The sequence below is a fragment of the Kitasatospora sp. NPDC085895 genome, from assembly GCF_040702125.1.
In the GTDB taxonomy this organism is placed as follows: domain Bacteria; phylum Actinomycetota; class Actinomycetes; order Streptomycetales; family Streptomycetaceae; genus Kitasatospora; species Kitasatospora arboriphila.
Genome location: NZ_JBFBJY010000005.1, coordinates 64,003 through 86,156, shown reverse-complemented (window position 1 = coordinate 86,156; position 22,154 = coordinate 64,003). Strand labels below are relative to the sequence as shown.

The window sequence follows — 22,154 nt, the reverse complement described above, 5'->3', positions numbered from 1 at the left end:
AGAAGTGCAACCCCCCACTGCGGACGGGGCCGCCGGCCCCCTCCCCGCCGTCACCCCGGCCCGCGTGCTGGCCGCGATCTGCCTGGCCGTACCGGTCGTGGCGACCCTCTGGGTGTCCTCGTACACCAAGGCCGACCCCGAGGTCGGCGGGATGCCGTTCTTCTACTGGTACCAACTGCTGTGGGTGCCGGTCTCGGCGCTCTTCACGGTCGGCGCCTACCTGCTGATCAAGCGCGACGAGAAGGCCCGCAAGGCCGCCCGGGGCGGTGACGCGTGATGCACACCGGCATCAACGTGACCGCACTGACGGTCTTCCTGCTGTTCTTCGCGCTGGTCACCGTGATGGGCTTCCTGGCCGCCCGGTGGCGGCGCGCCGACGACGCCCTGCACCTGCACGAGTGGGGCCTCGGCGGCCGCAGCTTCGGCACCTGGGTGACCTGGTTCCTGCTGGGCGGCGACCTCTACACCGCGTACACCTTCGTGGCCGTCCCGGCGGCGATCTACGGCACCGGCGCGGCGGGCTTCTTCGCCGTGCCGTACACGATCATCGCCTACCCGCTGGTGTTCCTGTTCCTGCCGCGGCTGTGGTCGGTCTCCCGGGTGCACGGGTACGTCACCCCGGCCGACTTCGTGCGCGGCCGGTACGGCTCCAAGGCGCTCTCCCTGGTGGTGGCGCTCACCGGCATCCTCGCGACCATGCCGTACATCGCGCTGCAGCTGGTCGGCATCCAGGCGGTGCTGGACGTGCTCGGCGTCGGCGGCTCCGGCAACTGGTTCATGAAGGACCTGCCGCTGTTCCTCGCCTTCGCGGTGCTCGCGGCCTACACCTACTCCTCCGGCCTGCGGGCCCCGGCGCTGATCGCCTTCGTCAAGGACACCCTGGTCTACATCGTGATCATCGTCGCGGTGATCTACATCCCGATGCGGCTCGGCGGCTACGGCCACATCTTCGACGCGGCCGCCCAGAAGTTCTCGACCGTCAACCCGGCCACCGGCAAGCCCTCCGGGTCGCTGGTGCTCGGCCCGAGCTCGCACTGGACGTACGCCACGCTGGCCCTCGGCTCGGCGCTGGCCCTGTTCATGTACCCGCACTCGGTGACCGGCGTGCTGGCCTCCAAGTCGCGGAACACCGTCCGCCGCAACATGGCGATCATGCCCGCGTACTCGCTGATGCTCGGCCTGCTGGCGCTGCTCGGCTTCATGGCGATCGCGGCCGGCGTGGGCAAGGGCGTGCAGGGCTTCAACGCCCAGCTCTCGGTGCCGCAGCTGTTCGAGAACATGTTCCCGGACTGGTTCACCGGCGTGGCCTTCGCCGCGATCGGCATCGGCGCGCTGGTGCCCGCGGCCATCATGTCGATCGCCGCGGCCAACCTGTTCACCCGCAACATCTACAAGGAGTTCCTGAAGCCGGAGGCCACCCCGGCGGACGAGACCCGGGTCGCCAAGATCGCCTCGCTGCTGGTGAAGGTCGGTGCGCTGGTCTTCGTCCTGGCGATGGACAAGCAGTTCGCGATCAACCTGCAGTTGCTCGGCGGCCTGTGGATCCTGCAGACCTTCGTCACCATCGTCGGCGGCCTGTTCACCCGGTGGTTCCACCGCTGGGCGCTGCTGGCCGGCTGGGCCGCCGGTATGGCCTACGGCACCTGGACGGCGTACGGGATCTCCTCCAAGGCGACCAAGCACTTCGGCGGGAACTCCGCGGAGATCCCGGTCATCGGCGAGATCGGCTACATCGGCCTCACCGCCTTCGTGTTGAACCTGCTGGTCGCGGTGGTGCTCACGCTCGTGCTCAAGGCCGCGAAGGCTCCCGAGGGCGAGGACGAGACCCGCGCCGTCGACTACACGGCCGACGCCGGCGACGAGGCCGTGGAGAAGGCGCCGCAGCCCGCAGCCGCGCACTGAGGCCGGCGGGGCCCGGGCAGGGCCTCACAGGGCCCGGCAAGGCCCGGCAAGGCGGAGCGGGGCCATAGGGCCCGGCCAGGCCAGGCCAGGCCGAGCAGGGCCGAGCGGGGCATAGGGCCCGGCAAGGCCGAGCAGGGGCGAACGGGGCCGGGCGGAGGCCCGGCGGAGCCGGGTCGGTCGGCCAGCGCGCGGGGGGCACGGGGCGCACAGTGCTGCGCATCGTGCGCCCTGTGCTCGCGCCGCCACCACCGTCAACACTGGTGGTGGCGGCGCGATCATCGTGTCCGGGCGCGACTCCCCACGGGCGCGCCCTCCCCCACCACCCAGGGGCGCCGCCGGCGCTGCGCGCAGCGCGAAACGACCGAGACGGGGAGACGGGCGATGGCAGAGGCCGGCACCATCCTGAACGGGCACCGCACCGAACGCGAGGACAGCCGCCCGCTGCCCTCCGTCCTGATCGCCACCCGGCACGGCGAGTCCGTCGCCAACGTGGAGTTCCGGCTGGCCGAGGAGGCCGGTGCGCTGACCGTCCCGATCAACAGCCGCGACGCCGACATCCCGCTCTCCCTGCACGGCCAGGCCCAGGCACAGGCACTGGGCCGCTGGTGGGCCGGACTGCCCGCCGCCGACCGGCCGCGGGCGGTGTGGTGCTCGCCGTACGTCCGCACCACGGAGACCGCGCGGATCGCCGTGGCGCAGGCCTCCGGGCTGGGGGCGGTGCCGGTGGGCGTGCCGGTGCGCTACGACGAACGGCTGAGGGACAGAGAGCTCGGCGTCCTGGAGATGCTCACCCGGGCCGCCATCGAGAAGGAGCACCCCGCGGAGGCGGCGCGGAGGCGGCGGATGGGTGAGCTGTACTACCGGCCGCCGGGCGGCGAATCGTGGCTGGACGTGGCACTGCGGGTGCGGGGGGTGCTGCGGGACCTCTGCGAGGAGGAGGCGGGACGGCCGGTGCTGGTGGTCGCGCACGACTGCACGGTGCTGATGCTCCGGCACATCCTGGACCGCCTCACCGAGGGGCAGCTGCTCGACCTTGAGCCCGTCCGCAACTGCTCGACCAGCCTGTGGCGCGCCTCGGACGGCCGGCTCCGTCCCGACTTCTGGAACACCACCGACCACCTGCCGGGCGGGCAGGTCGGCTAGGTCGGACAGGTACCGGACCTGCCCGGGCCACCGCCGCCGGTCGTCATCTCAGTAGGCGGCGCTCCTTGGCGGTGGCGACGGCACCCGCACGGGTCTCGACACCGAGCTTGTCGTAGATGCGGCCGAGGTGGGTCTTGACGGTCGCCTCACTGATGAACAGGGCGCGGGCGATCTCCCGGTTGCCCAGCCCTTCGGAGAGACGGGCGAGGATCTCCTGTTCGCGTTCGGTGAGCCGGGGGGCCGGGGCTCTCATCTGCGCCATCACCCGGCTCGCCACCGGCGGTGAGAGCACGGTGCGGCCGGCGGCCGCCGCGTGCACGGCCGCGAACAGCTCCTCCGGACGCTCGGCCTTCAGCAGGTAGCCGGTGGCCCCGGCGTCGATGGCGCGGGTGATGTCGGCGTCGGTGTCGAAGGTGGTGAGGACGAGGACGTACGGCCCGTCGGGCTCCGCGGTGATCCGCCGGGTCGCTTCGACGCCGTCGATGCCGCTGCCCAGTTGGAGGTCCATGAGGACCACCTGCGGCCGGAGCCTGGCGGCGAGGGTGACGGCCTCCTCCCCGCTGCCGGCCTCGCCGACCACCTCGATGTCGCCCGCGCTGGCGAGCAGCGCGAGCAGGCCCGCCCGGACGACCGCGTGGTCGTCGCAGACGAGGAGCCGAACCGGCGGGTTCATCCCGGCCTCCCGGTGTGCAGGGGAACGGCGGCGGAGAGCACGGTGCCCTCGCCCGGGGTGCTCTCGACGGTGAGGGTGCCGCCGAGCTGGCGCAGTCTGGCCCGCATGGCGGGCAGCCCGTGGCCCCGGGAGCCGGTGGCCCCGGAGGTGTCCGGGGGCAGGCCGCGGCCGTTGTCGGCTATGTCGAGGACGGCCTGGTCGCCGAGGTAGGAGAGGGTGAGGGCGGCGGCGGAGGCGTCGGCGTGCTCCCGCACGTTGGCGAGGCCGCCCTGCGCTATCCGCAACAGTGCGGACTGGGCGGCGGGCGGCAGCGGGACGGGCGTGCCGTCGAGGTGGAAGCGGACGGGCAGGCCGGTCTCCGCGCTCTCACGGTCGGCGAGGGCCCGCAGGGCGTGGTCGAGCCCGCCGCCGTCGGCCAGCTCGGCCGGTGCGAGGTCGTGGACGAAGCGGCGGGCCTCGGCGAGGTTGCGGCCGGTGACGGCAGCGGCCGTACGGACGTGGCGGCGTGCCGTGTCCGGGTCGGCGTCCCAGGTGCGGTCGGCGGCCTGGAGCAGCATCTGCTGGCTGGAGAGGCCCTGGGCGAGGGTGTCGTGGATCTCCATGGCGAGGCGTTCCCGTTCGGCGAGGGTGCCCTCGCGGCGCTCGGTGGAGGCGAGGTCGCGACGGGTGCGGACGAGGTCGTCGACGAGTGCCCGCTGCCGGGCGGTCTGTCTCCGCATGGTGAGGAAGACGACGGTGGCGAGGGCCGCGACGGTGGGCGGCAGGATCAGCAGGGTGGCGTCGGCCTGACCGGGCAGCCGGGCCTGGCCGGCGGTGACCAACGCGGTGAGCACGGCGACCAGCGGCAGGGCGGCCTTGGTGGGCAGGGTGCGCAGCGCGGTGTAGACGAACGGGACGGCGCACCAGGCGAAGCTCGGCGCCAACAGGACGAGGACCACCCAGAGGGCGACGACCAGCGCGAGCACGCCTGCTGCGGTACGGCTGCGGCGGATGGCGTGCGCGGCGGTGCGCCGCGTGGCGTGGCCGACTGCGCTGCTGCTGGGTCGGATGGCAGCCTGATTTGATGGTGCCGGCTCGCCGACGGCGTCCTCACCCGCACCGTCCTCGCCGGCACCCTCCTCACCGGACGGGCCGGCGTCCGAGGCGTCCGCGCGGGGCGGGGCGAGCAGCCGGGATCCGGTGAGCTGGGCGGCGGCGAGTGCGGCGGAGAGGCCGATCACCCAGGGGGTGGCCGGACTGCCGGGGTGGTGGGTGAGGAAGCGGCTGAGGGACCCGGCGAGGAGCAGCAGGAAGGCCGTGTCGAGGGCGAGCACGAGGCGTCGTTCGTCGGTGTCGGCGTCGGCGTCGTTGCGCTGCGGCGGTCGCACGTGGTCCTCCTGTTCTGCAGGGTCCGGTCGTTCTGCGGGTCTGGCTGCGGGTGCTGCCCCGATGTGAAGTGGTGCGCGCTGACCCTCGGTGTCCCGACGCTCCGGCGCTCCGGCCGCCGGTCGGCACCGGCCGACGGACACCCACCGGCCGGTGACAGGCCGAGGATCGGCCCAAGGACCGGTCACGAACCGACCGCGTCCTGGTTGGGATTCTGGCCGGTCCGCCGATGCCGCACATCGGCCGATCGGTTGACCCCGGTGTCCTCCATCATGCCTGCGGAGGCGAGCCGGAACGCCGACGCGGCGGAGGGGGTGAGGCCCTGAGGATCGAAGTGTGTCCGAGCCGCAGGGGCCGGACCGGTGAGTCGCCGAGGAGTCGGAATGAAGAAGACGTCGATGCGGGCACGGGTGCTGGGCGGTGCCGTGGCGGTGGCCGCCCTGGGTGCGGGCACCTTCGGTGCGGTGGCGGCGAGCGCGGAGACTCCCGGCGCCGCCGGTGCTCCTGCGGTGGCCCGCGCCGAGGTCGGCGGCAAGGACGTGGTGTCCTCCTCGCACCTGTCGGTGGACGCCGCGACCAAGGCCGCACTGGCCGCGATGGACGCGGCCGGCAAGGGCGGCTACAAGGTCTCGGTCGCCGTGGTGGACCGCAACGGCAACACGATCGTGGCGCTGCGCGGCGACGGTGCCGGTCCGCAGTCGCCCGAGTCGGCCGAGCGCAAGGCCTTCACCGCGGTCTCCTGGAACGCCCCGACCTCCGAGCTGGCGAAGCGGCTGACCCAGACGCCGAACCTGAAGGACATACCGGGCACCCTGTTCCTGGGCGGCGGCGCCCCGGTGCAGGCCAAGGACGCGCCCGTGGCGGCCATCGGCGTCGCCGGTGCCCCGAGCGGCGACCTCGACGAGCAGTTCGCCCAGGCGGGCGTCGCCGCCCTCGGCGAGTAACGCCGCGAGCCGCCGGCGCCGGGTGCCCCGACCCGCGGCCCCGACCGTCCCGCCCGCGCGGGCGGCCGGATGACCGAGCGGCCTGATGACCGGGCAACCGCCGCCTCTACCCGGGAGATGCGGCGGTTGCTCCATCACCATGGACTCGCCCTGCCGCCACGCCTACGAGTACCCGCAGTCTCTGGCGGCCCCCACAGGCGCCTCTCAGCGCGCACCGCTGCCTGCCCCTCGCGCTACACCCCTGCCGCGATCTCGGGGCTGGCGAAGGCGCGGCGGTAGGCGTGCGGGGTGGTCCCGAGGCGGCGGGCGAAGTGGTGGCGGAGCGTGGCGGCGTTGCCGAAGCCGCAGCGGGCGGCCACGGCGTCGATCGGCTCGGCGGTGCCCTCCAGGAGCCGCTGGGCGAGCAGCAGCCGCTGGCCGGTGAGCCAGCGGTGCGGGGTGGTGCCGGTCTCCTGCTGGAAGCGGCGGGCGAACGTCCGCGGGGACATGTGGGCGAGGGCGGCGAGCCGCTCCACGGTGGCTTCCTCGTCGAGGTGGTGCCGCATCCAGTCCAGGACGGGGGCGAGCGAGTCGACGTCGGACTCGGGCAGCGGGCGGTTCACGAACTGGGCCTGACCGCCTTCCCGGTGCGGTGCGACGACCATGCGCCGGGCGATGCCACGGGCGACCTCGGCGCCCTGCACCTTGCGGACGAGGTGCAGGCAGGCGTCGATCCCGGCGGCGGTGCCGGCGGAGGTGATGACGGGGTCCTCGTCGACGTAGAGCACGTCGGGTTCGACGGTGGTGAGCGGGAAGCGCCGGGCCATCTCGGCGGCGTGCTTCCAGTGGGTGGTGGAGCGGCGGCCGTCGAGGAGTCCGGCGGCGCCGAGCAGGAAGCTGCCGCTGCAGATGGAGAGGGCGCGGGCGCCGCCCTCGACGGCCGCGCGGAGGGCCGCGACGAGGGCGGGCGGGTACTCGTCGCGCAGGCCGGTGGCGGTGAGGACGATCAGGTCGGCCCGGGCGAGGCGTTCGGGCCCGTGCGGGACGTCTACGCTGAAGCCGGCGTGGGTGCGCTTGGGCCCGGGCCGGTCGGAGGCGAGGGCGAACTCGTAGACGGGCAGGCCCTCGTCGGTGCGGTCGAGGCCGAACACCTCGCAGGCGACGCCGAGTTCGAAGGGGTGCACTTCTTCCAGGACGACGGCGACCACGTTCTTCAGCATGGCCCCAGGATGCCCGTGGCAGGATTTCGATGCAAGAGGGCTTTTCTGCCACTCGTCGGGCCGCGCCCGCCCCGGGAGAGTGGATGCATGACTTCCTCCTCCGTGTTCATGAGCGCCGTGATCCTGTTCGCCGCCGTCGGCGGCTTCGCCCTGATCGGAGCGGTGGTCGGCCGCGAGGTCGACCGCTCCGGCCGCAACGGCCGCGACAACTGGCACCGCCCCGGCGGCTACCCCACCGACCCGGCCGTCCCGGACCGGCTGCACCGGGCACCGTCCGGAAGCGGGCGGGACGAGGGCAGACTGGGGGGATGGACGTCGTCATCCGCCGAGCCCGCGAACAGGACCTCGACCCGGCCGGGGAGCTCTCGGTCGAAGTCTTCGTCGGCGACGGCTACAGCCTCGCGGACGGCCGGTACGCCGCGCTCCTCCGCGACGCCCGCCGGCGCAGCGAGGAGGCCGAACTCCTCGTCGCGGTCGACGCGGGGGACGGGCGCCTGCTCGGCTGCGTGACCTTCGCGGTCGGCGGCACCGCCTGGGCCGACGTCTCGCTACCGCACGAGGGTGAGATCCGGATGCTGGCGGTGTCCCGGTCGGCCCGCGGCGGGGGCGTCGGCACCGCGCTGGTGCGGGCCTCGATGGAGCGCAGCCTCGAACTCGGCCTGGCCGGGATGGCGTTCTCCACCCGCCCGGACATGACCGAGGCCCACCGGGTGTACGAACGGCTCGGATTCCGCCGCTCCCCCGAGCGGGACTGGGCGCCGCTGCCGGGCATGGATCTGATGGTCTATGCACTGACCTTCTGACAGGGCACGTCGGACGCTGGCCTAGGCTGTACCGCATGGGGATGCAATGGGCCAGGCGGAAGCGGCTGCTGGTGGCGGCGCTGGCGTTCTTGATATCGCTGGTGGCGACCGTGACTGCGAGCGTCTTCACCCGCGCGTCCTCCTCCGCGGTCGCCGAGACGCCGGCGGTCGCGCCGTCCCCGACCGCCCCGCAGAACGGCAAGCAGCTCCGCATCGGCATCGCCTTCGGCGACACCCTCACCTGGAAGTCGGACCAGGAGCTGGCGGTCGCCCTGGACGACTCGGTGGAGCTCGGCGCGAAGTGGATCCGCGTCGACCTGTCCTGGAACAACATCCAGCCGGACAGCCCGAAGAACTACCTGTGGCAGCGTTTCGACCGGGTCGTCAAGGCAGCGCACGCGCGCAAGCTGGAGGTCCTGCCGACCATCGGCTACACGCCGGGCTGGGCCCGTTCGGCCGAGTGCAAGGAAGACCCGTCGTGCCCGCCGGCGAAGTTCGACGTCTTCGCCGCGTTCGCGCGGGACGCGGCGCAGCGGTACGCGCCGATGGGCATCCACGTCTGGGAGATCTGGAACGAGCCCAACATCCCCTTCTGGGCGCCCAAGCCCGATGCGGCCGCGTACACCCGGCTGCTGACCGTCACGTCCAAGGCGCTGCGCGGTGCCGACCCGAAGGCGTACCTGCTGCTGGGCGGGCTGGCCGCGGTGGCCACCAACCCGGCGGAGGGGCACGTCTCGCACACCGAGTTCCTGGAGCAGGTGTGCCGGCTCGGCGGCAACAAACTGGTGGACGCGCTCAGCTACCACCCCTACACCTATCCCCATCTGCCCAGTGCGAAGACCGACTTCGGGACGGCGATGGAGGAGATCAGCAGCGCGAAGAACAACCTGGTCGCCGTCCTGGACAAGTACGGCTCGGGCAACATGCCCGTCTGGATCACCGAGACGGGTGCGCCGACCAACGGCCCGGGCAGCGCGGCGGACGGCCGGACGATCCCGCCGAACGCCTCGCACGTGACGGAGGGGTTCCAGGCCGACATCGCCAGTGACACCGTCCCCGCCGCCGCGGCGAATCCGCACGTGACCGCGGTCTTCTGGTTCGCCGAGCAGGACTCGGGCACCGCCAAGGACAAGCAGCGCCGGTCGCTGTTCTACGGTCTGCGCCGCTACGACGGCAGCCACAAGCCGGCGTTCGACGCCTTCAAGGACTCCGTCGCCGCCTACCAGCGCCGCGCCCAGTCGCAGCCGTAGGCGTCACGCCCCGCGGAACAGGTCGAGGTGGCGGTCGGTCAGCTTCCGCCAGTCGTAGCGCTCCTCGGCGCGGCGGCGGCCGGCGACGCCGAGGCGGTCCGCCAGCGCTCCGTCGTCGAGGACCCGCCGGCAGGCGTCCGCCAGGGCACCGGGGTCGCCGGGCGGGACGAGCAGCCCGGTCCCGCCGTCCACGACGACCCCGGGGATGCCGCCCACCGCCGAGCCGACCACCGGCGTGCCGCAGGCCATCGCCTCCACCAGGACCATGCCGAAGGACTCGGCCTCCGTGCGGGAGGGCAGGACGACGAGGGCTGCGGTGCGCATCGCCTCGACGAGGTCCCGGCCGGTGAGCTCCCCCGGGGCCTCGACCCGGTCGGCGATGCCCAGCCGGGCGGCGAGCGCCAGGTGGTCGCCGACGGCGTCGCCGCCGCCGACCAGGCGCAGCCGCGCACCGGCCGGCCCGGTGGGTCCGGCGAGGGCACGGATCAGGACGTCCACGCCCTTCCAGGCGGAGGACCGGTCCATCCGGCCGACGTAGAGGACCGTGCGGGGGCGGGTGGAGGGCGGCGCCCCCGGGGTGAAGCGGCCGAGGTCGGCGCCGGGGTTGATCTCGACGGCGTGCGGCTGCCCGTGCGCCAGCGAGACCGGGGAGACCGCGACGAGCGCGTCCGCGCGGCGGAAGACCCGCGGCAGCACGTGCGTCTCGTACAGGCCGATCAGCCGGTCCGCGGCACCGCTGCCGGCCTCCCCCTTGTGCATCGATCCGGCGTGGTAGGTGAGGACGGACCGCCGCCGGCCGGCCACTGCGACCGCCACGTCGGCGAGGCCCGGAACGGGGCTGTGGGCGTTGACCACCTCGGCGCCGCTGCGGCGCAGCCAGCGCCGCAGTTGGAACGGCCAGAGCGGGCTGAGCGGGGTGTTGGACAACCGGAGCCAGGCGCCGAGGCGGACGACCTGCACGCCGTCCTCGGTGGTGACGGTGGTGCGCAGGCCGTCGAGCCGGGTGGTGATGACCACCGGCTGCAGCCCGGGGTCGTCGGCGGCTGCCCGGGCGATGCGTGCCGCGTAGTTCTCCACCCCGCCGATCTTCGGCGGGTAGTAGGGCGTGACGACGGCGACGGTGCGGGGTCCGGTGCCGGACGGCTTGCGGCGCGGCATCAGGCGGCGGTCCTCATCGGTGGGGGCCCTCGGGGCGGACGGTCGGGTGGGGGTACTGCTGGACCCCGGAGCGGGACGGCGGCGGTGCGGCCGGCCGGGGGTGCGGCGGAGCGGCGGGGTGCGGCTGCGGCGGCACGAAGGGGCGGGGCTGCACCGGGGCGGCGGGGTACGGGGCGACCGGCACGTCCTGCTGCCCGACGCGCGGCCGTGACGCGAGCAGGGCGGCCGTCCCGTAGAGCCCGGCCAGCAGGCTGCCGGTGCCCCAGGCCAGGCCGACCCACACCAGTCCGCGCGGTGCCCACAGCGCGGTGAGGCCGATGGTCGCGGCCGCGAAGAGGACGTTGCCGAAGATCAGGTGGCCCATCCTGCGGGCCGCCTTGAGGCCGAATCCGGCCCAGGTGTTCAGGGCCACGGCGAGCGCGCCGACCGCGAGGGCGACGAGCAGGCCGCGGCCCCGCTCCGCGTACGAGGGGCCGAAGATCTGTAGCAGCAGGGGGCTGGCCGCGGCCACGGCGAGTACGGCGGGGACCTGGACCGCGGCGATGATCCGGGCCGAGCGGCGCAGCAGTTCGCCGAAGCGGGACTCGTCCGAGGAAACCTCCGCGAACAGGGCGTCACCGACGGCACCGGAGACGGCGTGCAGCAGGCTGGCGATCTGGAAGGCGACGTAGTAGTAGCCGGCCGCGGCCGTGCCCAGGCGTTCCAGCACGATGAGCGGGACGACCATCAGCGGCAGCAGGTTCAGCAGGCTGGAGGTGTGGCTGGCCAGCGAGAAGCCGAGCTGTTCGCGCAGGCGGGTGCCGCGGGTGCGGAAGTCGAAGCGGAAGCCGATCCGGCGGTGCATCAGCAGCATGGACGCCAGTACGGCGACGAGGTAGCCGCCGCCGGTGGAGGAGACGATGCCGCCCGGTCCGAGTGCGACGAGTGCGGCCGGCAGTGCGAGCTTGGTCAGCCCCTGGACGATGCCGTCGACCAGCACGTTGAGCTGCGGGAGCCGGGCACTGACGAAGACGGAGTCGGTGAGGGCGTTGACGGCTGCGCAGACGCAGAACAGGACGAACGCGGCGGCCTGCACCGGGTCGGAGCGGACGAAGAGCAGCTTGGGGCCGTACAGCGGAAGCCCCGCGAGGTAGATCAGCGCGGCGATGCCGCAGACGGCCGCGACCAGGGCGATCGCCTGGGTGATCTGGGCGTTGCGGGCGGGTTCCGGCGCCGGGAAGCGGACGAGCGTGCTGTTCAGGCCGAACATGCTGAGGTAGGCGAGCAGGGAGATCGCCGAGATCAGCGAGGTGGCCAGGCCGACCTGTTCGGGTGTGTAGAAGCGTGCGACGACCACCCAGAACAGGAAGCCGAGCCCGGCCGTGCTCACCGAGGAGGCCAGCAGGAAGAAGGTGCTGCGGTACATCTGGTCCGGCGGCCTGGCGTGCCTGCCGCGGCGCCTAGCCACGGGTGCGGGCGCCCGGCCGGGGGCGCGGGGTGCGGGGTCTCATGCGCGGGCCCCGTAGTGCTCGACCAGGGCGGCGCTGTGCTCGGGCCAGGAGAAGGCGTCGGTGGCGTACCGGCGGGAGTATGCGGCCATGCGGGCCCGCAGACCGGGGTCGGCGGCGAGTTCGGCGAGTGCGGTGCGCAGGCCGGCCTCGTCGCGCGGCAGCAGCCGGACGAGGGTGCGGTCGAGGGCGTAGGGCGCGTAGCCGGGGTCGTCGGTGGTGACCACGGGCAGGCCGGAGGCCATGGCCTCCTGGACGGTGAGCGGGAACCCCTCGGCGGTGGACGGGAGGACGAACAGGTCGCAGGCGCGGTAGGCGTCGGCGAGGTCCTCCGGGGCGAGGGCGCCCAGGGCGTGCACGCCCCGGCGGCCGGCCAGGGCCTGCGGATCGCCGTCGCCGGCGAACACCAGGTCGTAGCGGTCCTCCGGGCGGTGCGCGGCGAGCAGCAGGTCGTAGCCCTTCTTGGGCACCAGGCGGCCGGCGAAGAGGGCGAGGACGCGGTCGTCGGGCAGGCCGAGGCGTTTGCGGGCGTCGGCACGTTCGGCGACCGAGGCGGCGGGGCGGAAGAGCGCGGTGTCCACCCCGTTGGCGAGGTGGCGGACGCGTTCGGGGCGGGCGCCGCCGCGGACGGCGAACTCGGCGACGGCCGCGTTGAGGGTGATCACCCGGCGGGCACGGCGCAACAGGCCGCGGCCGGCGACCGCGTACACGGCGCGCTGGACGGCGCGGACCAGCGCGGAGGGGTGCTCGACCAGGGCGACGTGCTGGGTGAGCACGTGCGGGGTGCGGGTGAGCACGGCGGCGAGTCCGGCGGCCCAGGAGGTGAGGTAGAGGCAGTCGTGGATGTGCACCACGTCGGCCCGGCGGGCGTGCCGCAGGGCGGTGGCGAGCACGCGGGGCGACAGCACGGGGAAGGGCACGCCGGCCCGTTCGGCACCGTTCCAGGCGGCGATCCGGATCACCCGCACGCCGTCCTCGTCGCGGACGGAGCTGCGGTCGCCGCTGGTCAGCACGGTCACGTCGGCGCCCCGGGCGGCCAGGTGGACGGCCTCCTGGCGGGCGACGTTCTCGATGCCGCCGAGGTGCGGCGGGTAGTAGTGGCTGACCATCAGGACCCGCGGCGTCCCGGTGGACGTACTCATCGGTAGATCACCGCTCCCTCACTGCTGTAGATCCGGTTCTTGGTCGCACCCAGCAGTGCCGTCGGATATTTGTAGGTGATGAGGTCCCCACGGTAGAAGACCGTCACCTCGTCCTTTCGCAGGGAGGTGGTCCCCAGCAGGACGTAGGAGTTGGGGCGGACGAGGACGGGCTGGATGTCGCCCTCGGCGGGTCCGGTGATCAGGGTCTGCAGCCGGCTGAAGGTGAACCGGTCGGTCTGCAGCAGCTGCCGCTTGTCGGCGGCGATCTGCTGCTCCAACCAGAACACCGCCATCTCCTCCTCGGCGTGCGGGTAGTAGATGTCGTACGCGCGCCCGGCGTTGCTGAGCTGGAGCTGGGCCGGATAGCCGCCGAGCACCTTGGGAACGACGCCGGTCAGGTCGAGGAAGAGCGCGACCGCCAGGCCGGCGGCCACCGGTACGGTTCGGCGGCCGGCCCAGCGCAGCAGCCACAGGGTGCCGGCGGCGAGGAACGGCGCGAAGAAGAACAGCCCCTGCTGGAAGGCCCGGAGCACGCTGTAGTCCACCGACAGCTGGGGCAGCAGGGTGAAGAGCGCGACCATGGCGAGTGCGCCGACCGTCAGCGTGACCTGGTCCCGCAGCGGCCGGAAGGCGCGGCGGCGGGCCCGCAGGACGGCGGCGAGCCCCACCACCACCAGCACTTGGAGCAGCAGCGCCGCGCCCTGGCGGAGCGCGCCGTTCAGCCCGGTGACGCTGACGCCGGCCGTGTCGAGCGCGCGGCCGAGCGCGGTCAGCGGCATGTCCTCCTGGGTGACCGCCGCCATCTTCTGGCCCTCGACGGACTGCAGCGGGAAGAAGTCGCCGGCCGCCCGCTTCGACTCGGTGGCCTCGACGGTCTCGGCCCGGTAGTCGTCCAGCCGCTGCTGCGGGCTGGCCTTCGTGCCGCCGAACAGGCTGTAGGAGGTGTCGGAGGAGCCGCCCTTGCCCTGGCCGGGGTGGAGGATCTCCTGGACGACGATGCCCAGCGTGCTCTTCAACTGCACGCTGGTGTGGGTGACCGGTCCGGCCCACACGACGGCCAGGACGGCCGGGACGAGCACCAGCCACCAGGTGACGACCGGCTCCGCCTTGGCCACCCTGCTGCGGCGCCGCTGCCGCCGGCCCCGCCCGGCCAGCCGCCAGAGCAGTTCGACCGCGTAGGCGACGCCGAGGGTGGCCACGACGACGTAGGTCGTCGAGTAGTGCGAGAGCACGCAGCCGACGAGGAGCGCCAGGACGGCGAGGCGCCGGGCGCGCAGCGGGCGGGCGGTGTCCGTCAGCACCGCCATGGCGCACCCCAGCAGCAGGAACGCGATCTCCTGCCGGCCGAGGAAGGTCATGTCGGTGAAGAAGGTCGGGAACAGCATGAAGTAGACGGCCGCGAGCAGCGCCGTGAACTGCGGCGCGACGTTGCGCACGGCGCGGTGCACGAGTACCGGCGTCAGGGCGAACAGCAACGGCAGGACGACCTTGAAGACGTAGACGTCCGGGATCGCCGTGAGCCGTGTGAAGGAGAGCGGGAGGAGCGTGACGCTGAGGCAGGCGTTGTAGGCATCGGGGTAGAGCTCGACGTTCCAGTAGGAGCCGCCGAGGGTCAGCCGGAAGTACTCGTACTCCCGCTGGATGTCGTGCCCGGCGATGCCCCAGCCGCGGAGCGAGTTCATGAGCAGGAGGGCAGCCGCGGCGGTGTACAGGCCGGCCGCGAGCAGCGGCGGCGGGTACTTCCGGCGGCGGAGCATCAGCAGGAGCAGCAGGACGGCGACGGCGACCAGTGCCAGGGTGCTGACGGCGCCGCCGAGCCCGTTGTTGAGCCGGACCGGGCCGGCCACGGAGAGCACCAGGGCGAGCCCGGCGAGGCAGGCCAGGGCGGCCGTCCCGTGCGGGAGGCAGGTACGGCGACGGGCGGCGGGTCGCTCCTCCTCGGGGAGGAAGGCGCCGAGGACGGCGGCCGCCATGCCGCTGGCTCCGGCGAGGTTGATCCGGGTGAGCGGCTGGTCCGCGCCGAACAGCGGCAGCAGGGTGTTGACGCCGAGTGCGATCAGGATGTCCGTCACGACGGCCAGGCCGACGGCGACCATCAGGCCGGCCTCGCGGGTGGAGACCACCATGGCGGCGGTGCCGCGCCAGAGCGCCACCGGGGCGCCGACCAGCAGCCAGAGCCCGGCCGCCGTCGCCACGGCGCCGGGCACGCCGGGCAGCATCTCGACCACGCAGGCCAGGGCGCTGCCGAGGACGACGCCGGTGCGTCCGCGGAAGTGCGGGAGGAGGGCGCGGGCGGTCACAGGCCGGCCTCGGCGTAGACCTCTTCGACCCGGGCGGCGACCGTCTCCCAGGTGTAGGCCCGGGCGGCGGCGGCGCTCCGTTCGGAGAGCCGGCCGCGCAGCGCCGGGTCGGCGGCGAGCCGGTCGATCGCGGCCGCGAGGGCGGCCGGTTCGGGTGCGGCCAGCAGGCCGGTGCCGGTGAGGAGTTCGCGGTTGCCGGGCACGTCGGTCGCGATCACCGGAAGGGCGGCGGCCATCGCCTCCAGGGCGACCAGCGGCATGCCCTCCCGGTCGGAGGGCAGGACGAAGGCGTCGGCCGCCGCGTACGCGGCGACGAGCTCCTCGCCGTGCAGGCCGCCGGCGAACTCGACCGTTTCCGGGCCGAGTTGCCGGGCCCGGGCTTCCAGCCGGGAGCGCAGTTCGCCGTCGCCGACGATCCGCAGCCGGACGGGCTGCTCGGTCAGGGCCATCGCGTCGAGCAGCCGCGCGACGTTCTTCTGGGCGCTGAGCCGGCCGACGTACAGCAGCCGGAGCGGCCCGGGCTCCGGTGTGCGGACGGGCATGAAGTACTGGCGGCCGACGCCGTTGGGCACGGTGAAGACCCGCTCGGCGGGCACCCGGTAGGTGTCCCGGACGAAGGCGCCCTGGGCGTCGGTCAGCACGATGACGGCGGCGGCGGCCCGCATGACCCGGGCCAGGACGTGCTTCTTGTACACGGGCAGCAGCCGGCCGAGCCGGCCGGAGGCGTCCACGTCCAGGTGGAAGTGCAGGACGAACCGCTGCCGGCGCAGCCGGGCGGTGAGCGCGACGAGTTCGGGCATCAGGGCGTGCGCGCAGTGCAGGTGCAGCACGGCGCCGCGCGGTGCGCGCAGCAGGGAGACCGGCAGCCCGGGGGCGAGCGCGGTGTGCGCCACCTCCACGGCCCGGTGCCGGCGGACGGCGACCGGTCCGCCGGTGCGCCGTCCGGCGCCGCCGGCGCCCAGCACGGTGGTGACCACCCGCACCTCGTGGCGCTCGGCCAGCTGGACGGAGAGGTTCTCCACCACGCGTTCGAGGCCGCCGAGGTGGGGCGGGTAGTAGGGGGTGACCTGCAGGATCGTACGCATCAGGGTTCCAGGGCGGCGGCTCGTCGGGGGTGCGTCCGGTGCCTCAGCCATGAGGGGTCTGGGACTTCCCGAAGCGGAAGTAGAGGCTCTGCGGGTGGCCGACGAGGGCGACCCGGACGAGGGCGACGTCGGCGTTGGTCTGCAGCTTCGCGACCAGGGGCACCGGTGCGCCGTAGTGGGCCTTCAGGGGGGTCGTCGAACTGGCCAGGACCTGCCCGGACGGGGACTCCAGGGTGACCCGCACCCGGTATCCCTGGGATCCCTCGCCGTGGTCGGTGACGGCGACCGGGACGACGACGGTCGATCCCTCGAACCCGGGCGTGGCGGTGAAGAAGAGCTCGGCGTACGTCCGGGGCCGCTCGGTGAAGGAGTCGAGCAGGATCTCGCGGGTGGTGGGTGCCGTCCACAGGGCGAACCCCACCGCGACCGCCGCGAGGGCGCCGGCCAGGACGACCGCCGGCCGTCGGCGGCGCCGTGCCGTGCGCCGCCGGCGGCCGGCGGGTTTCGGGGCGGTCTCCTCCGGCGCGTCCTCGGGCAGCGCCTCCTCGGGCAGGGCGTCCTCGGACTGCGTGCTCATACCGCCTCGATGCGTTCGTTGCGCGGCTTCTGGGCGGGGATCCTGGCCTGCTTGCGGGCGGACACCGGAACCGGCTGCGGTCCGCCGTGGCGCCGGAAGCGGTGGTTGAAGAGCTGGCGGAGGTTGGCCATGCCGTCCGGCAGGGCGTTGAGCTTCACCTCGCCGCCTCGGGTGCGGTACTCGATCGGGACCTCCATGAAGCGGTACCCGGCCGAGGTGGCGGCGTTCTTGATCTCCTGGGAGAAGGCCATGCCGCCGGAACGGACGTCCAGGCCGTCCCAGATGTACCGCCGGAAGATCCACATGCCGGACTGGGAGTCCCGCAGGCCGTTGCGGAAGAGCGTGCGGCTGAGCGCGCTCAGGGCGTGGTTGGCGACGAAGTGCGAGGGCTTCATGGCACGCCGGTTGCTGCGCCGGAGCCTATCGGTCGTCATGAACTCCACGTCGCGCTCGACCAGGGTGTGCAACAGGTCGGGCAGGGCGTCGAACGGATAGGTGCAGTCCGCGTCGCCGGTGGCGATCACGTCGCCGGTGGCCTCGTCGAAGCCCGCGAGATAGGCGTTCCCGTAACCCCGTGCCGGCTGCGAGACGACCCGGGCGCCCAACGACCGGGCGACGGCCGCGGTGTCGTCCGTCGAGGCGTTGTCGACGACCACCACCTCGGTGTCCCAACCGGCTGCCGCGAGTTCTGCGACCGGCACCGTGCCCATCACCGCGGGAAGGTTTGACGCCTCGTTGAGCGCGGGAATCACGATGGACAGAGTGTTCACGCTCTTATTCCCCCCGAAAAAAGCAACTGCTCGCCCCGCCCCCTGGTGAGCAGCCGTTCCGGGGCCGGGCATCCGACGACAGGTCGGGACGGCCCGACGGTCGGTCAGGCCGCGGGCCGCTCCGCGGACGACGGCCGTCTCTGCCGGGCCGTCTCCTGCTCGCCTGAACTCGCCGGGGGTTCCGGCCGGCCGCGCGCGGGCACTTCCGAAACCGATGCGCCCCCACTCGGCCTGATGCCGCCATCCCCGTTCGCTCGGGCGCCATCTTTTCACACCCCGAACGCTGGTGACACCGCGGCAGGCGTGAGGGAGGCCACGGCCCCGGCCGTGGCCTCCCCCGGCGGCGGATCAGCCGCCGACGAGCCAGGAGTTGACCGGCTTGGCGCTGAGGCCCGTACCGCCGGACTTGAGGCTGGCGACCTGCTGGGGGTTCAGCGGCTCCTTCCAGACCAGGATCCGCCCGACCACGCCGGCCCAGTTGTCGCCCCAGATCCCGTGGTGCCGGCTGCGGCCGAGCTGCAGCGGACCGGGCCCGGCCCAGATGGGGCCGTTGAGCTTGGCGGTGGCCGCCTGCGCGCCGTTCACGTAGAGCGTGATGGTGCGCTGGCCGGCGTCGTAGACCGCGGTGAGCAGCACCCACTGCGTCACCGTCTCCAGGCTCTCTGGGGCCACCGCCTGGACGACCGTGCCGTCGGCGCCGCCGTCCGCGGTCTGCACCCGGAACGCCCACGCCTTCTTGCCGCTGGCGTCGTCGCGGGACAGGTCGAAGGAGTACGAGATGCCGTCGCCCTGGCTGATCGCCGTGCGCGATCCGCCGGGCGCCTCGTTGTAGACCCATGCCGCGATCGAGAAGCTCTTGCCGACGTCGACCAGCTGGTTCGCCGACTGGGCGTAGGAGTTGTTGTTGCTCCGCATGCGCAGCGCATAACCGCCCTCCACCTCGGCGAGCTGCGCGTCCGGGCCGATGGCGAGGTTCGCCTGACCGGACTTGTCGGCCAGCAGGTCGGGCTGGCCGGGCACGGTCGGCGAGTTGGCGGGGACCGAGCCGGACGGGTGCGCCGAGGCCGAGGCGCTGGACGATGCGCCGGTCTCCGGAGTGCCGCCGTGCACGCCCTTCATGACGGCCAGACCGACCGCCCCGCCGAGGACGCAGGCGGTGAGCACGATGCCGCCCGTCCAGATCAGCTTCTTTCGGCGCGACGAGGCCTCGTGCTGCTGGGCCAGCGCCTCCCAGTCCGGGATCGCGGTCTGCGCCTGCTGGGGCAGCGGCCACTGCTGGTGCGACGCCTGCGCGGGGAAGCCGGGCGGCGTGCCGAAGCCGGCCTGCGGCGGGAAGGACTGGGCACCCTGTGCCCCCTGCTCCGCGGGATTCGCCGGTCCCCCCTGGGACCCGGGCTGACCCGTCCAACCGGGCGTGGCCCCCGTACCGTCACTCATGGCCAGAGATCGTAGGCCATGGGGTGCGGCGCAGTCTCGGGTGGTGACCGTTCCGTGAGCGCAACGGGTGGGTCAGGGGCGGGTCGGATGTGCGCACTGCGCCCACCGGAGTGTGTCCAGCCACGGACGCGACACGCTGCGTGCACAAGATATGGGGGTACATCAGGGAGACACCACAACATGTATGCTCACTCTCGCTGTCGACGCAGGGGAACCCGGTGCAAGTCCGGGACTGCCCCGCAACGGTGAGCAGGCCCGTGAACGCCCGGGCCCGCGCAGTCCGAGGGCCTGCCGACGGTGTGCCACCGGCTTCCCCGCAGATGCCATGAAGCACAGCTGTACGTCCGGGCCTCGCGGGTGGGCCGGGTGGCGACGCGCACCCCCGACACCGTCGGGCGGTGCCGGTCCCCCCTGCCACGCGCATGCCCGGACGCGCCCCCGGCCCCCGGCCCGGGGGTGTCCGAAGCGTCCGCTGCCGCCACAGGAGAGAGTGCGCCTTGACCGTCGCTGCCTCAGTCACCCTGCCCTCCCAGGGATCCGCCGACAACGACCGGCCCGACCCCGGTGCCGCGCTGCTCCGGCTGCTCACCGACCGCAGCACCGACCTCCCCCAGGTGGACCCCGGCCACGTCGCCGCCGCCGCGCTGCGCGGCCGCCACGCCGGTTCGGACTTCGCCGAGCTCCGCGGGCTGGCCGTGGAGGCCGCCGCGTCGATGATCGCCGAGGACCCGCAGTACTCGAAGCTCGCGGCCCGCCTGCTGGCGCTGGAGATCCGCGACGAGGCGGTCTCCCAGGGCGCGGTCACCTTCGCCGCCTCGATCGCCGTCGGCCACGCCGAGGGCCTGATCGGCGACACCACCGCGGCCTTCGTGGCCAAGCACGCGGCCGCCTTCGACGCGCTGGTCGACCTGCAGGGCGACGACCGCTTCGAGTACTTCGGCCTGCGCACCGTGCAGTCCCGCTACCTGCTGCGCCACCCGATCACCCGCAAGGTGGTCGAGACCCCGCAGTACTTCCTGCTGCGCGTGGCGGCCGGTCTCGCGGTCGGCGACACCGAGCAGTCGGTGGCCGAGGTGGCCGAGCTCTACCGGCTGATGAGCCGTCTGGAGTACCTGACGTCCTCTCCGACGCTGTTCAACTCCGGTACCAAGCACCCCCAGATGTCGTCCTGCTACCTGCTGGACTCGCCGCTGGACAACCTGGACTCGATCTACAACCGCTACGCGCAGATCGCCCGGCTGTCCAAGCACGCCGGCGGCATCGGCCTGTCCTACTCGCGGATCCGCTCCCGCGGCAGCCTGATCCGCGGCACCAACGGCCAGTCGAACGGCATCGTGCCGTTCCTGCGCACCCTGGACTCCTCGGTCGCCGCGGTCAACCAGGGCGGCCGCCGCAAGGGCGCGGCCTGCGTCTACCTGGAGACCTGGCACGCCGACATCGAGGAGTTCCTGGAGCTCCGCGACAACACCGGCGAGGAGGCCCGGCGCACCCACAACCTCAACCTGGCGCACTGGATCCCGGACGAGTTCATGCGCCGGGTGAACGCCGACGAGGACTGGTCGCTGTTCTCCCCCGCCGACGTGCCCGAGCTGGTCGACCTGTGGGGCGCCGACTTCGACGAGGCGTACCGCAAGGCCGAGCAGGCCGGCAAGGCCGTCCGCACCATCCCGGCGCAGACCCTGTACGCCCGCATGATGCGCACCCTGGCGCAGACCGGCAACGGCTGGATGACCTTCAAGGACGCCTCCAACCGGGCCGCCAACCAGACCGCGCTGCCCGGCCGCACCGTGCACTCCTCCAACCTGTGCACGGAGATCCTGGAGGTCACCGACGACTCCGAGACGGCCGTCTGCAACCTCGGCTCGGTGAACCTGGGCGCCCACGTGGCCGCCGGCGCCACCGCCGCCGACCTGCTGAACGCGATGGACTGGGAGCGCCTGGACGCCACCGTCCGCACCGCGGTGACCTTCCTCGACCGGGTCATCGACATCAACTTCTACCCGACCACCGAGGCGGGCACCTCCAACTCCCGCTGGCGGCCGGTCGGCCTCGGCGTGATGGGCCTGCAGGACGTCTTCTTCCAGCTGCGGATCGACTTCGACTCCGCCGAGGCGAAGACCCTCTCCACCCTGATCTCCGAGCGCATCATGCTCACCGCCTACGAGCGCTCCGCGGACCTCGCCGAGCAGTTCGGCCGCCACGAGGCGTACGGCGAGACCCGCGCGGCCCGCGGCGAGCTGCACATCGACCACTTCGGTGCCGCCCCGCAGTGGACGGAGCGCTGGGACGCGCTGCGCGCCCGGATCGCCGAGACCGGCCTGCGCAACTCGCTGCTGCTGGCGATCGCGCCGACCGCCACCATCGCCTCCATCGCCGGCGTGTACGAGTGCATCGAGCCGCAGGTGTCCAACCTGTTCAAGCGCGAGACGCTCTCCGGCGAGTTCCTCCAGGTCAACCCGTACCTGGTGCGCGAGCTCAAGGAGCTCGGCGTCTGGGACCAGCAGACCCGGGACGCGCTGCGCGAGACCAACGGCTCGGTGCAGGACCTCAACTGGCTGCCCGCCGAGGTCCGTTCGCTGTACCGCACGGCGTGGGAGCTGCCCCAGCGCGCGCTGATCGACCTGGCCGCGGCCCGCATGCCGTACATCGACCAGAGCCAGTCGCTGAACCTCTTCATGGCGGCGCCGACCATCGGCAAGCTCAGCTCGATGTACGCGTACGCCTGGAAGGTCGGCCTGAAGACCACGTACTACCTGCGGTCGCGCCCGGCCACCCGGATCGCGCAGGCCGCCACGGGCGCCCGCGCCGCCGTGCCGGTGCCCGCGCCGACCATGAGCCAGGCCGAGCAGGACGCCATCGCCTGCTCCCTGGAGAACCCCGAGTCCTGCGAGGCCTGCCAGTGAGCACCGAAGACCGCCA

At 73.2% G+C, this 22,154-nt stretch carries 18 protein-coding genes and 1 riboswitch; of the genes, 7 read left to right on the top strand and 11 right to left on the bottom strand.

Annotated elements, in window-relative coordinates; genetic code table 11:
- Window positions 1-4: 4 nt before the first annotated feature.
- From AB0442_RS04815 to AB0442_RS04805, 3 genes are all read left to right on the top strand, one after another.
- Complete coding sequence (locus AB0442_RS04815; protein ID WP_366160622.1) at window positions 5-277, top strand: DUF3311 domain-containing protein; 273 nt, start codon at window positions 5-7, stop codon at window positions 275-277.
- Window positions 277-1,902: a monocarboxylate uptake permease MctP gene (mctP, locus tag AB0442_RS04810; protein ID WP_363542486.1), complete on the top strand. Its 1,626-nt coding sequence runs from the start codon at window positions 277-279 to the stop codon at window positions 1,900-1,902. The genes AB0442_RS04815 and mctP overlap by 1 nt, the downstream gene beginning before the upstream one ends.
- A gap of 381 nt (window positions 1,903-2,283) precedes the next feature.
- Entirely contained in the window at window positions 2,284-3,045 is a 762-nt protein-coding gene (locus tag AB0442_RS04805; protein ID WP_366160620.1) for a histidine phosphatase family protein, read from the top strand.
- Window positions 3,046-3,088: 43 nt separating this feature from the next.
- Here the strand turns inward: AB0442_RS04805 and AB0442_RS04800 are convergent, their stop codons facing one another.
- Together AB0442_RS04800 and AB0442_RS04795 are read right to left on the bottom strand one after the other, a co-directional pair.
- Window positions 3,089-3,718, bottom strand: coding sequence for a response regulator transcription factor (locus AB0442_RS04800; protein ID WP_366160618.1), 630 nt, complete (start codon window positions 3,716-3,718; stop codon window positions 3,089-3,091).
- On the bottom strand, window positions 3,715-5,031 hold the full coding sequence (locus AB0442_RS04795) for a sensor histidine kinase (protein WP_366160722.1): 1,317 nt from the start codon (window positions 5,029-5,031) through the stop codon (window positions 3,715-3,717). The genes AB0442_RS04800 and AB0442_RS04795 overlap by 4 nt, the downstream gene beginning before the upstream one ends.
- A 435-nt stretch (window positions 5,032-5,466) precedes the next feature.
- Here AB0442_RS04795 and AB0442_RS04790 point away from each other — a divergent pair, with 435 nt between their 5' ends.
- Entirely contained in the window at window positions 5,467-6,027 is a 561-nt protein-coding gene (locus tag AB0442_RS04790) for a heme-binding protein (RefSeq protein WP_366160616.1), read from the top strand.
- Between the two features lie 233 nt (window positions 6,028-6,260).
- On the opposite strand, the gene AB0442_RS04785 is transcribed toward AB0442_RS04790, so the two are convergent.
- Window positions 6,261-7,226: a helix-turn-helix domain-containing protein gene (locus AB0442_RS04785; protein WP_366160614.1), complete on the bottom strand. Its 966-nt coding sequence runs from the start codon at window positions 7,224-7,226 to the stop codon at window positions 6,261-6,263.
- Window positions 7,227-7,534: 308 nt separating this feature from the next.
- Here AB0442_RS04785 and AB0442_RS04780 point away from each other — a divergent pair, with 308 nt between their 5' ends.
- Together AB0442_RS04780 and AB0442_RS04775 are read left to right on the top strand one after the other, a co-directional pair.
- On the top strand, window positions 7,535-8,029 hold the full coding sequence (locus tag AB0442_RS04780) for a GNAT family N-acetyltransferase (protein ID WP_366160612.1): 495 nt from the start codon (window positions 7,535-7,537) through the stop codon (window positions 8,027-8,029).
- A gap of 35 nt (window positions 8,030-8,064) precedes the next feature.
- Entirely contained in the window at window positions 8,065-9,279 is a 1,215-nt protein-coding gene (locus tag AB0442_RS04775) for a cellulase family glycosylhydrolase (protein WP_366160610.1), read from the top strand.
- Between the two features lie 3 nt (window positions 9,280-9,282).
- On the opposite strand, the gene AB0442_RS04770 is transcribed toward AB0442_RS04775, so the two are convergent.
- The 8 genes from AB0442_RS04770 to AB0442_RS04735 all read right to left on the bottom strand — a co-directional run bounded on the left by AB0442_RS04770 (window position 9,283) and on the right by AB0442_RS04735 (window position 19,235).
- Window positions 9,283-10,437 (bottom strand): glycosyltransferase family 4 protein, encoded by a 1,155-nt coding sequence (locus tag AB0442_RS04770; RefSeq protein ID WP_366160609.1) that lies wholly within the window; start codon window positions 10,435-10,437, stop codon window positions 9,283-9,285.
- Window positions 10,438-10,450: 13 nt separating this feature from the next.
- Window positions 10,451-11,842 (bottom strand): lipopolysaccharide biosynthesis protein, encoded by a 1,392-nt coding sequence (locus tag AB0442_RS04765; protein ID WP_366160607.1) that lies wholly within the window; start codon window positions 11,840-11,842, stop codon window positions 10,451-10,453.
- 81 nt (window positions 11,843-11,923) lie between these two features.
- Window positions 11,924-13,066: a glycosyltransferase family 4 protein gene (locus AB0442_RS04760; protein WP_366160605.1), complete on the bottom strand. Its 1,143-nt coding sequence runs from the start codon at window positions 13,064-13,066 to the stop codon at window positions 11,924-11,926.
- On the bottom strand, window positions 13,063-15,366 hold the full coding sequence (locus AB0442_RS04755) for a DUF2206 domain-containing protein (RefSeq protein WP_366160603.1): 2,304 nt from the start codon (window positions 15,364-15,366) through the stop codon (window positions 13,063-13,065). Before AB0442_RS04755 ends, AB0442_RS04760 begins: the two co-directional genes overlap by 4 nt.
- Window positions 15,363-16,451 (bottom strand): glycosyltransferase family 4 protein, encoded by a 1,089-nt coding sequence (locus tag AB0442_RS04750; RefSeq protein ID WP_366160601.1) that lies wholly within the window; start codon window positions 16,449-16,451, stop codon window positions 15,363-15,365. The genes AB0442_RS04755 and AB0442_RS04750 overlap by 4 nt, the downstream gene beginning before the upstream one ends.
- Window positions 16,452-16,494: 43 nt before the next feature.
- The gene (locus AB0442_RS04745; RefSeq protein WP_366160599.1) at window positions 16,495-17,028 is read right to left on the bottom strand and encodes a hypothetical protein; all 534 of its coding nucleotides are present in this window, start codon (window positions 17,026-17,028) and stop codon (window positions 16,495-16,497) included.
- Window positions 17,025-17,798, bottom strand: coding sequence for a glycosyltransferase family 2 protein (locus tag AB0442_RS04740; protein WP_366160597.1), 774 nt, complete (start codon window positions 17,796-17,798; stop codon window positions 17,025-17,027). The genes AB0442_RS04745 and AB0442_RS04740 overlap by 4 nt, the downstream gene beginning before the upstream one ends.
- A gap of 348 nt (window positions 17,799-18,146) precedes the next feature.
- A complete protein-coding gene (locus AB0442_RS04735) occupies window positions 18,147-19,235 on the bottom strand; it encodes a LamG domain-containing protein (protein ID WP_366160595.1) in 1,089 nt (362 codons plus the stop codon).
- A 167-nt stretch (window positions 19,236-19,402) separates the two neighbouring features.
- Window positions 19,403-19,546, top strand: a riboswitch (cobalamin riboswitch).
- A gap of 210 nt (window positions 19,547-19,756) precedes the next feature.
- On the opposite strand from AB0442_RS04735, the gene AB0442_RS04730 reads away from it, so the two are divergent.
- Window positions 19,757-22,138 (top strand): ribonucleoside-diphosphate reductase subunit alpha, encoded by a 2,382-nt coding sequence (locus AB0442_RS04730; protein WP_366160720.1) that lies wholly within the window; start codon window positions 19,757-19,759, stop codon window positions 22,136-22,138.
- Window positions 22,139-22,154: the final 16 nt, after the last annotated feature.

Bases quoted from the DNA above. Each gene is read 5' to 3' on its own strand.
- mctP (WP_363542486.1), top strand. From the start codon at position 277: ATGCACACCGGCATCAACGTGACCGCACTGACGGTCTTCCTGCTGTTC.
- AB0442_RS04805 (WP_366160620.1), top strand. From the start codon at position 2,284: ATGGCAGAGGCCGGCACCATCCTGAACGGGCACCGCACCGAACGCGAG.
- AB0442_RS04800 (WP_366160618.1), bottom strand. From the start codon at position 3,718: ATGAACCCGCCGGTTCGGCTCCTCGTCTGCGACGACCACGCGGTCGTC.
- AB0442_RS04790 (WP_366160616.1), top strand. From the start codon at position 5,467: ATGAAGAAGACGTCGATGCGGGCACGGGTGCTGGGCGGTGCCGTGGCG.
- AB0442_RS04785 (WP_366160614.1), bottom strand. From the start codon at position 7,226: ATGCTGAAGAACGTGGTCGCCGTCGTCCTGGAAGAAGTGCACCCCTTC.
- AB0442_RS04780 (WP_366160612.1), top strand. From the start codon at position 7,535: ATGGACGTCGTCATCCGCCGAGCCCGCGAACAGGACCTCGACCCGGCC.
- AB0442_RS04775 (WP_366160610.1), top strand. From the start codon at position 8,065: ATGGGGATGCAATGGGCCAGGCGGAAGCGGCTGCTGGTGGCGGCGCTG.
- AB0442_RS04770 (WP_366160609.1), bottom strand. From the start codon at position 10,437: ATGCCGCGCCGCAAGCCGTCCGGCACCGGACCCCGCACCGTCGCCGTC.
- AB0442_RS04765 (WP_366160607.1), bottom strand. From the start codon at position 11,842: ATGTACCGCAGCACCTTCTTCCTGCTGGCCTCCTCGGTGAGCACGGCC.
- AB0442_RS04760 (WP_366160605.1), bottom strand. From the start codon at position 13,066: ATGAGTACGTCCACCGGGACGCCGCGGGTCCTGATGGTCAGCCACTAC.
- AB0442_RS04750 (WP_366160601.1), bottom strand. From the start codon at position 16,451: ATGCGTACGATCCTGCAGGTCACCCCCTACTACCCGCCCCACCTCGGC.
- AB0442_RS04745 (WP_366160599.1), bottom strand. From the start codon at position 17,028: ATGAGCACGCAGTCCGAGGACGCCCTGCCCGAGGAGGCGCTGCCCGAG.
- AB0442_RS04735 (WP_366160595.1), bottom strand. From the start codon at position 19,235: ATGAGTGACGGTACGGGGGCCACGCCCGGTTGGACGGGTCAGCCCGGG.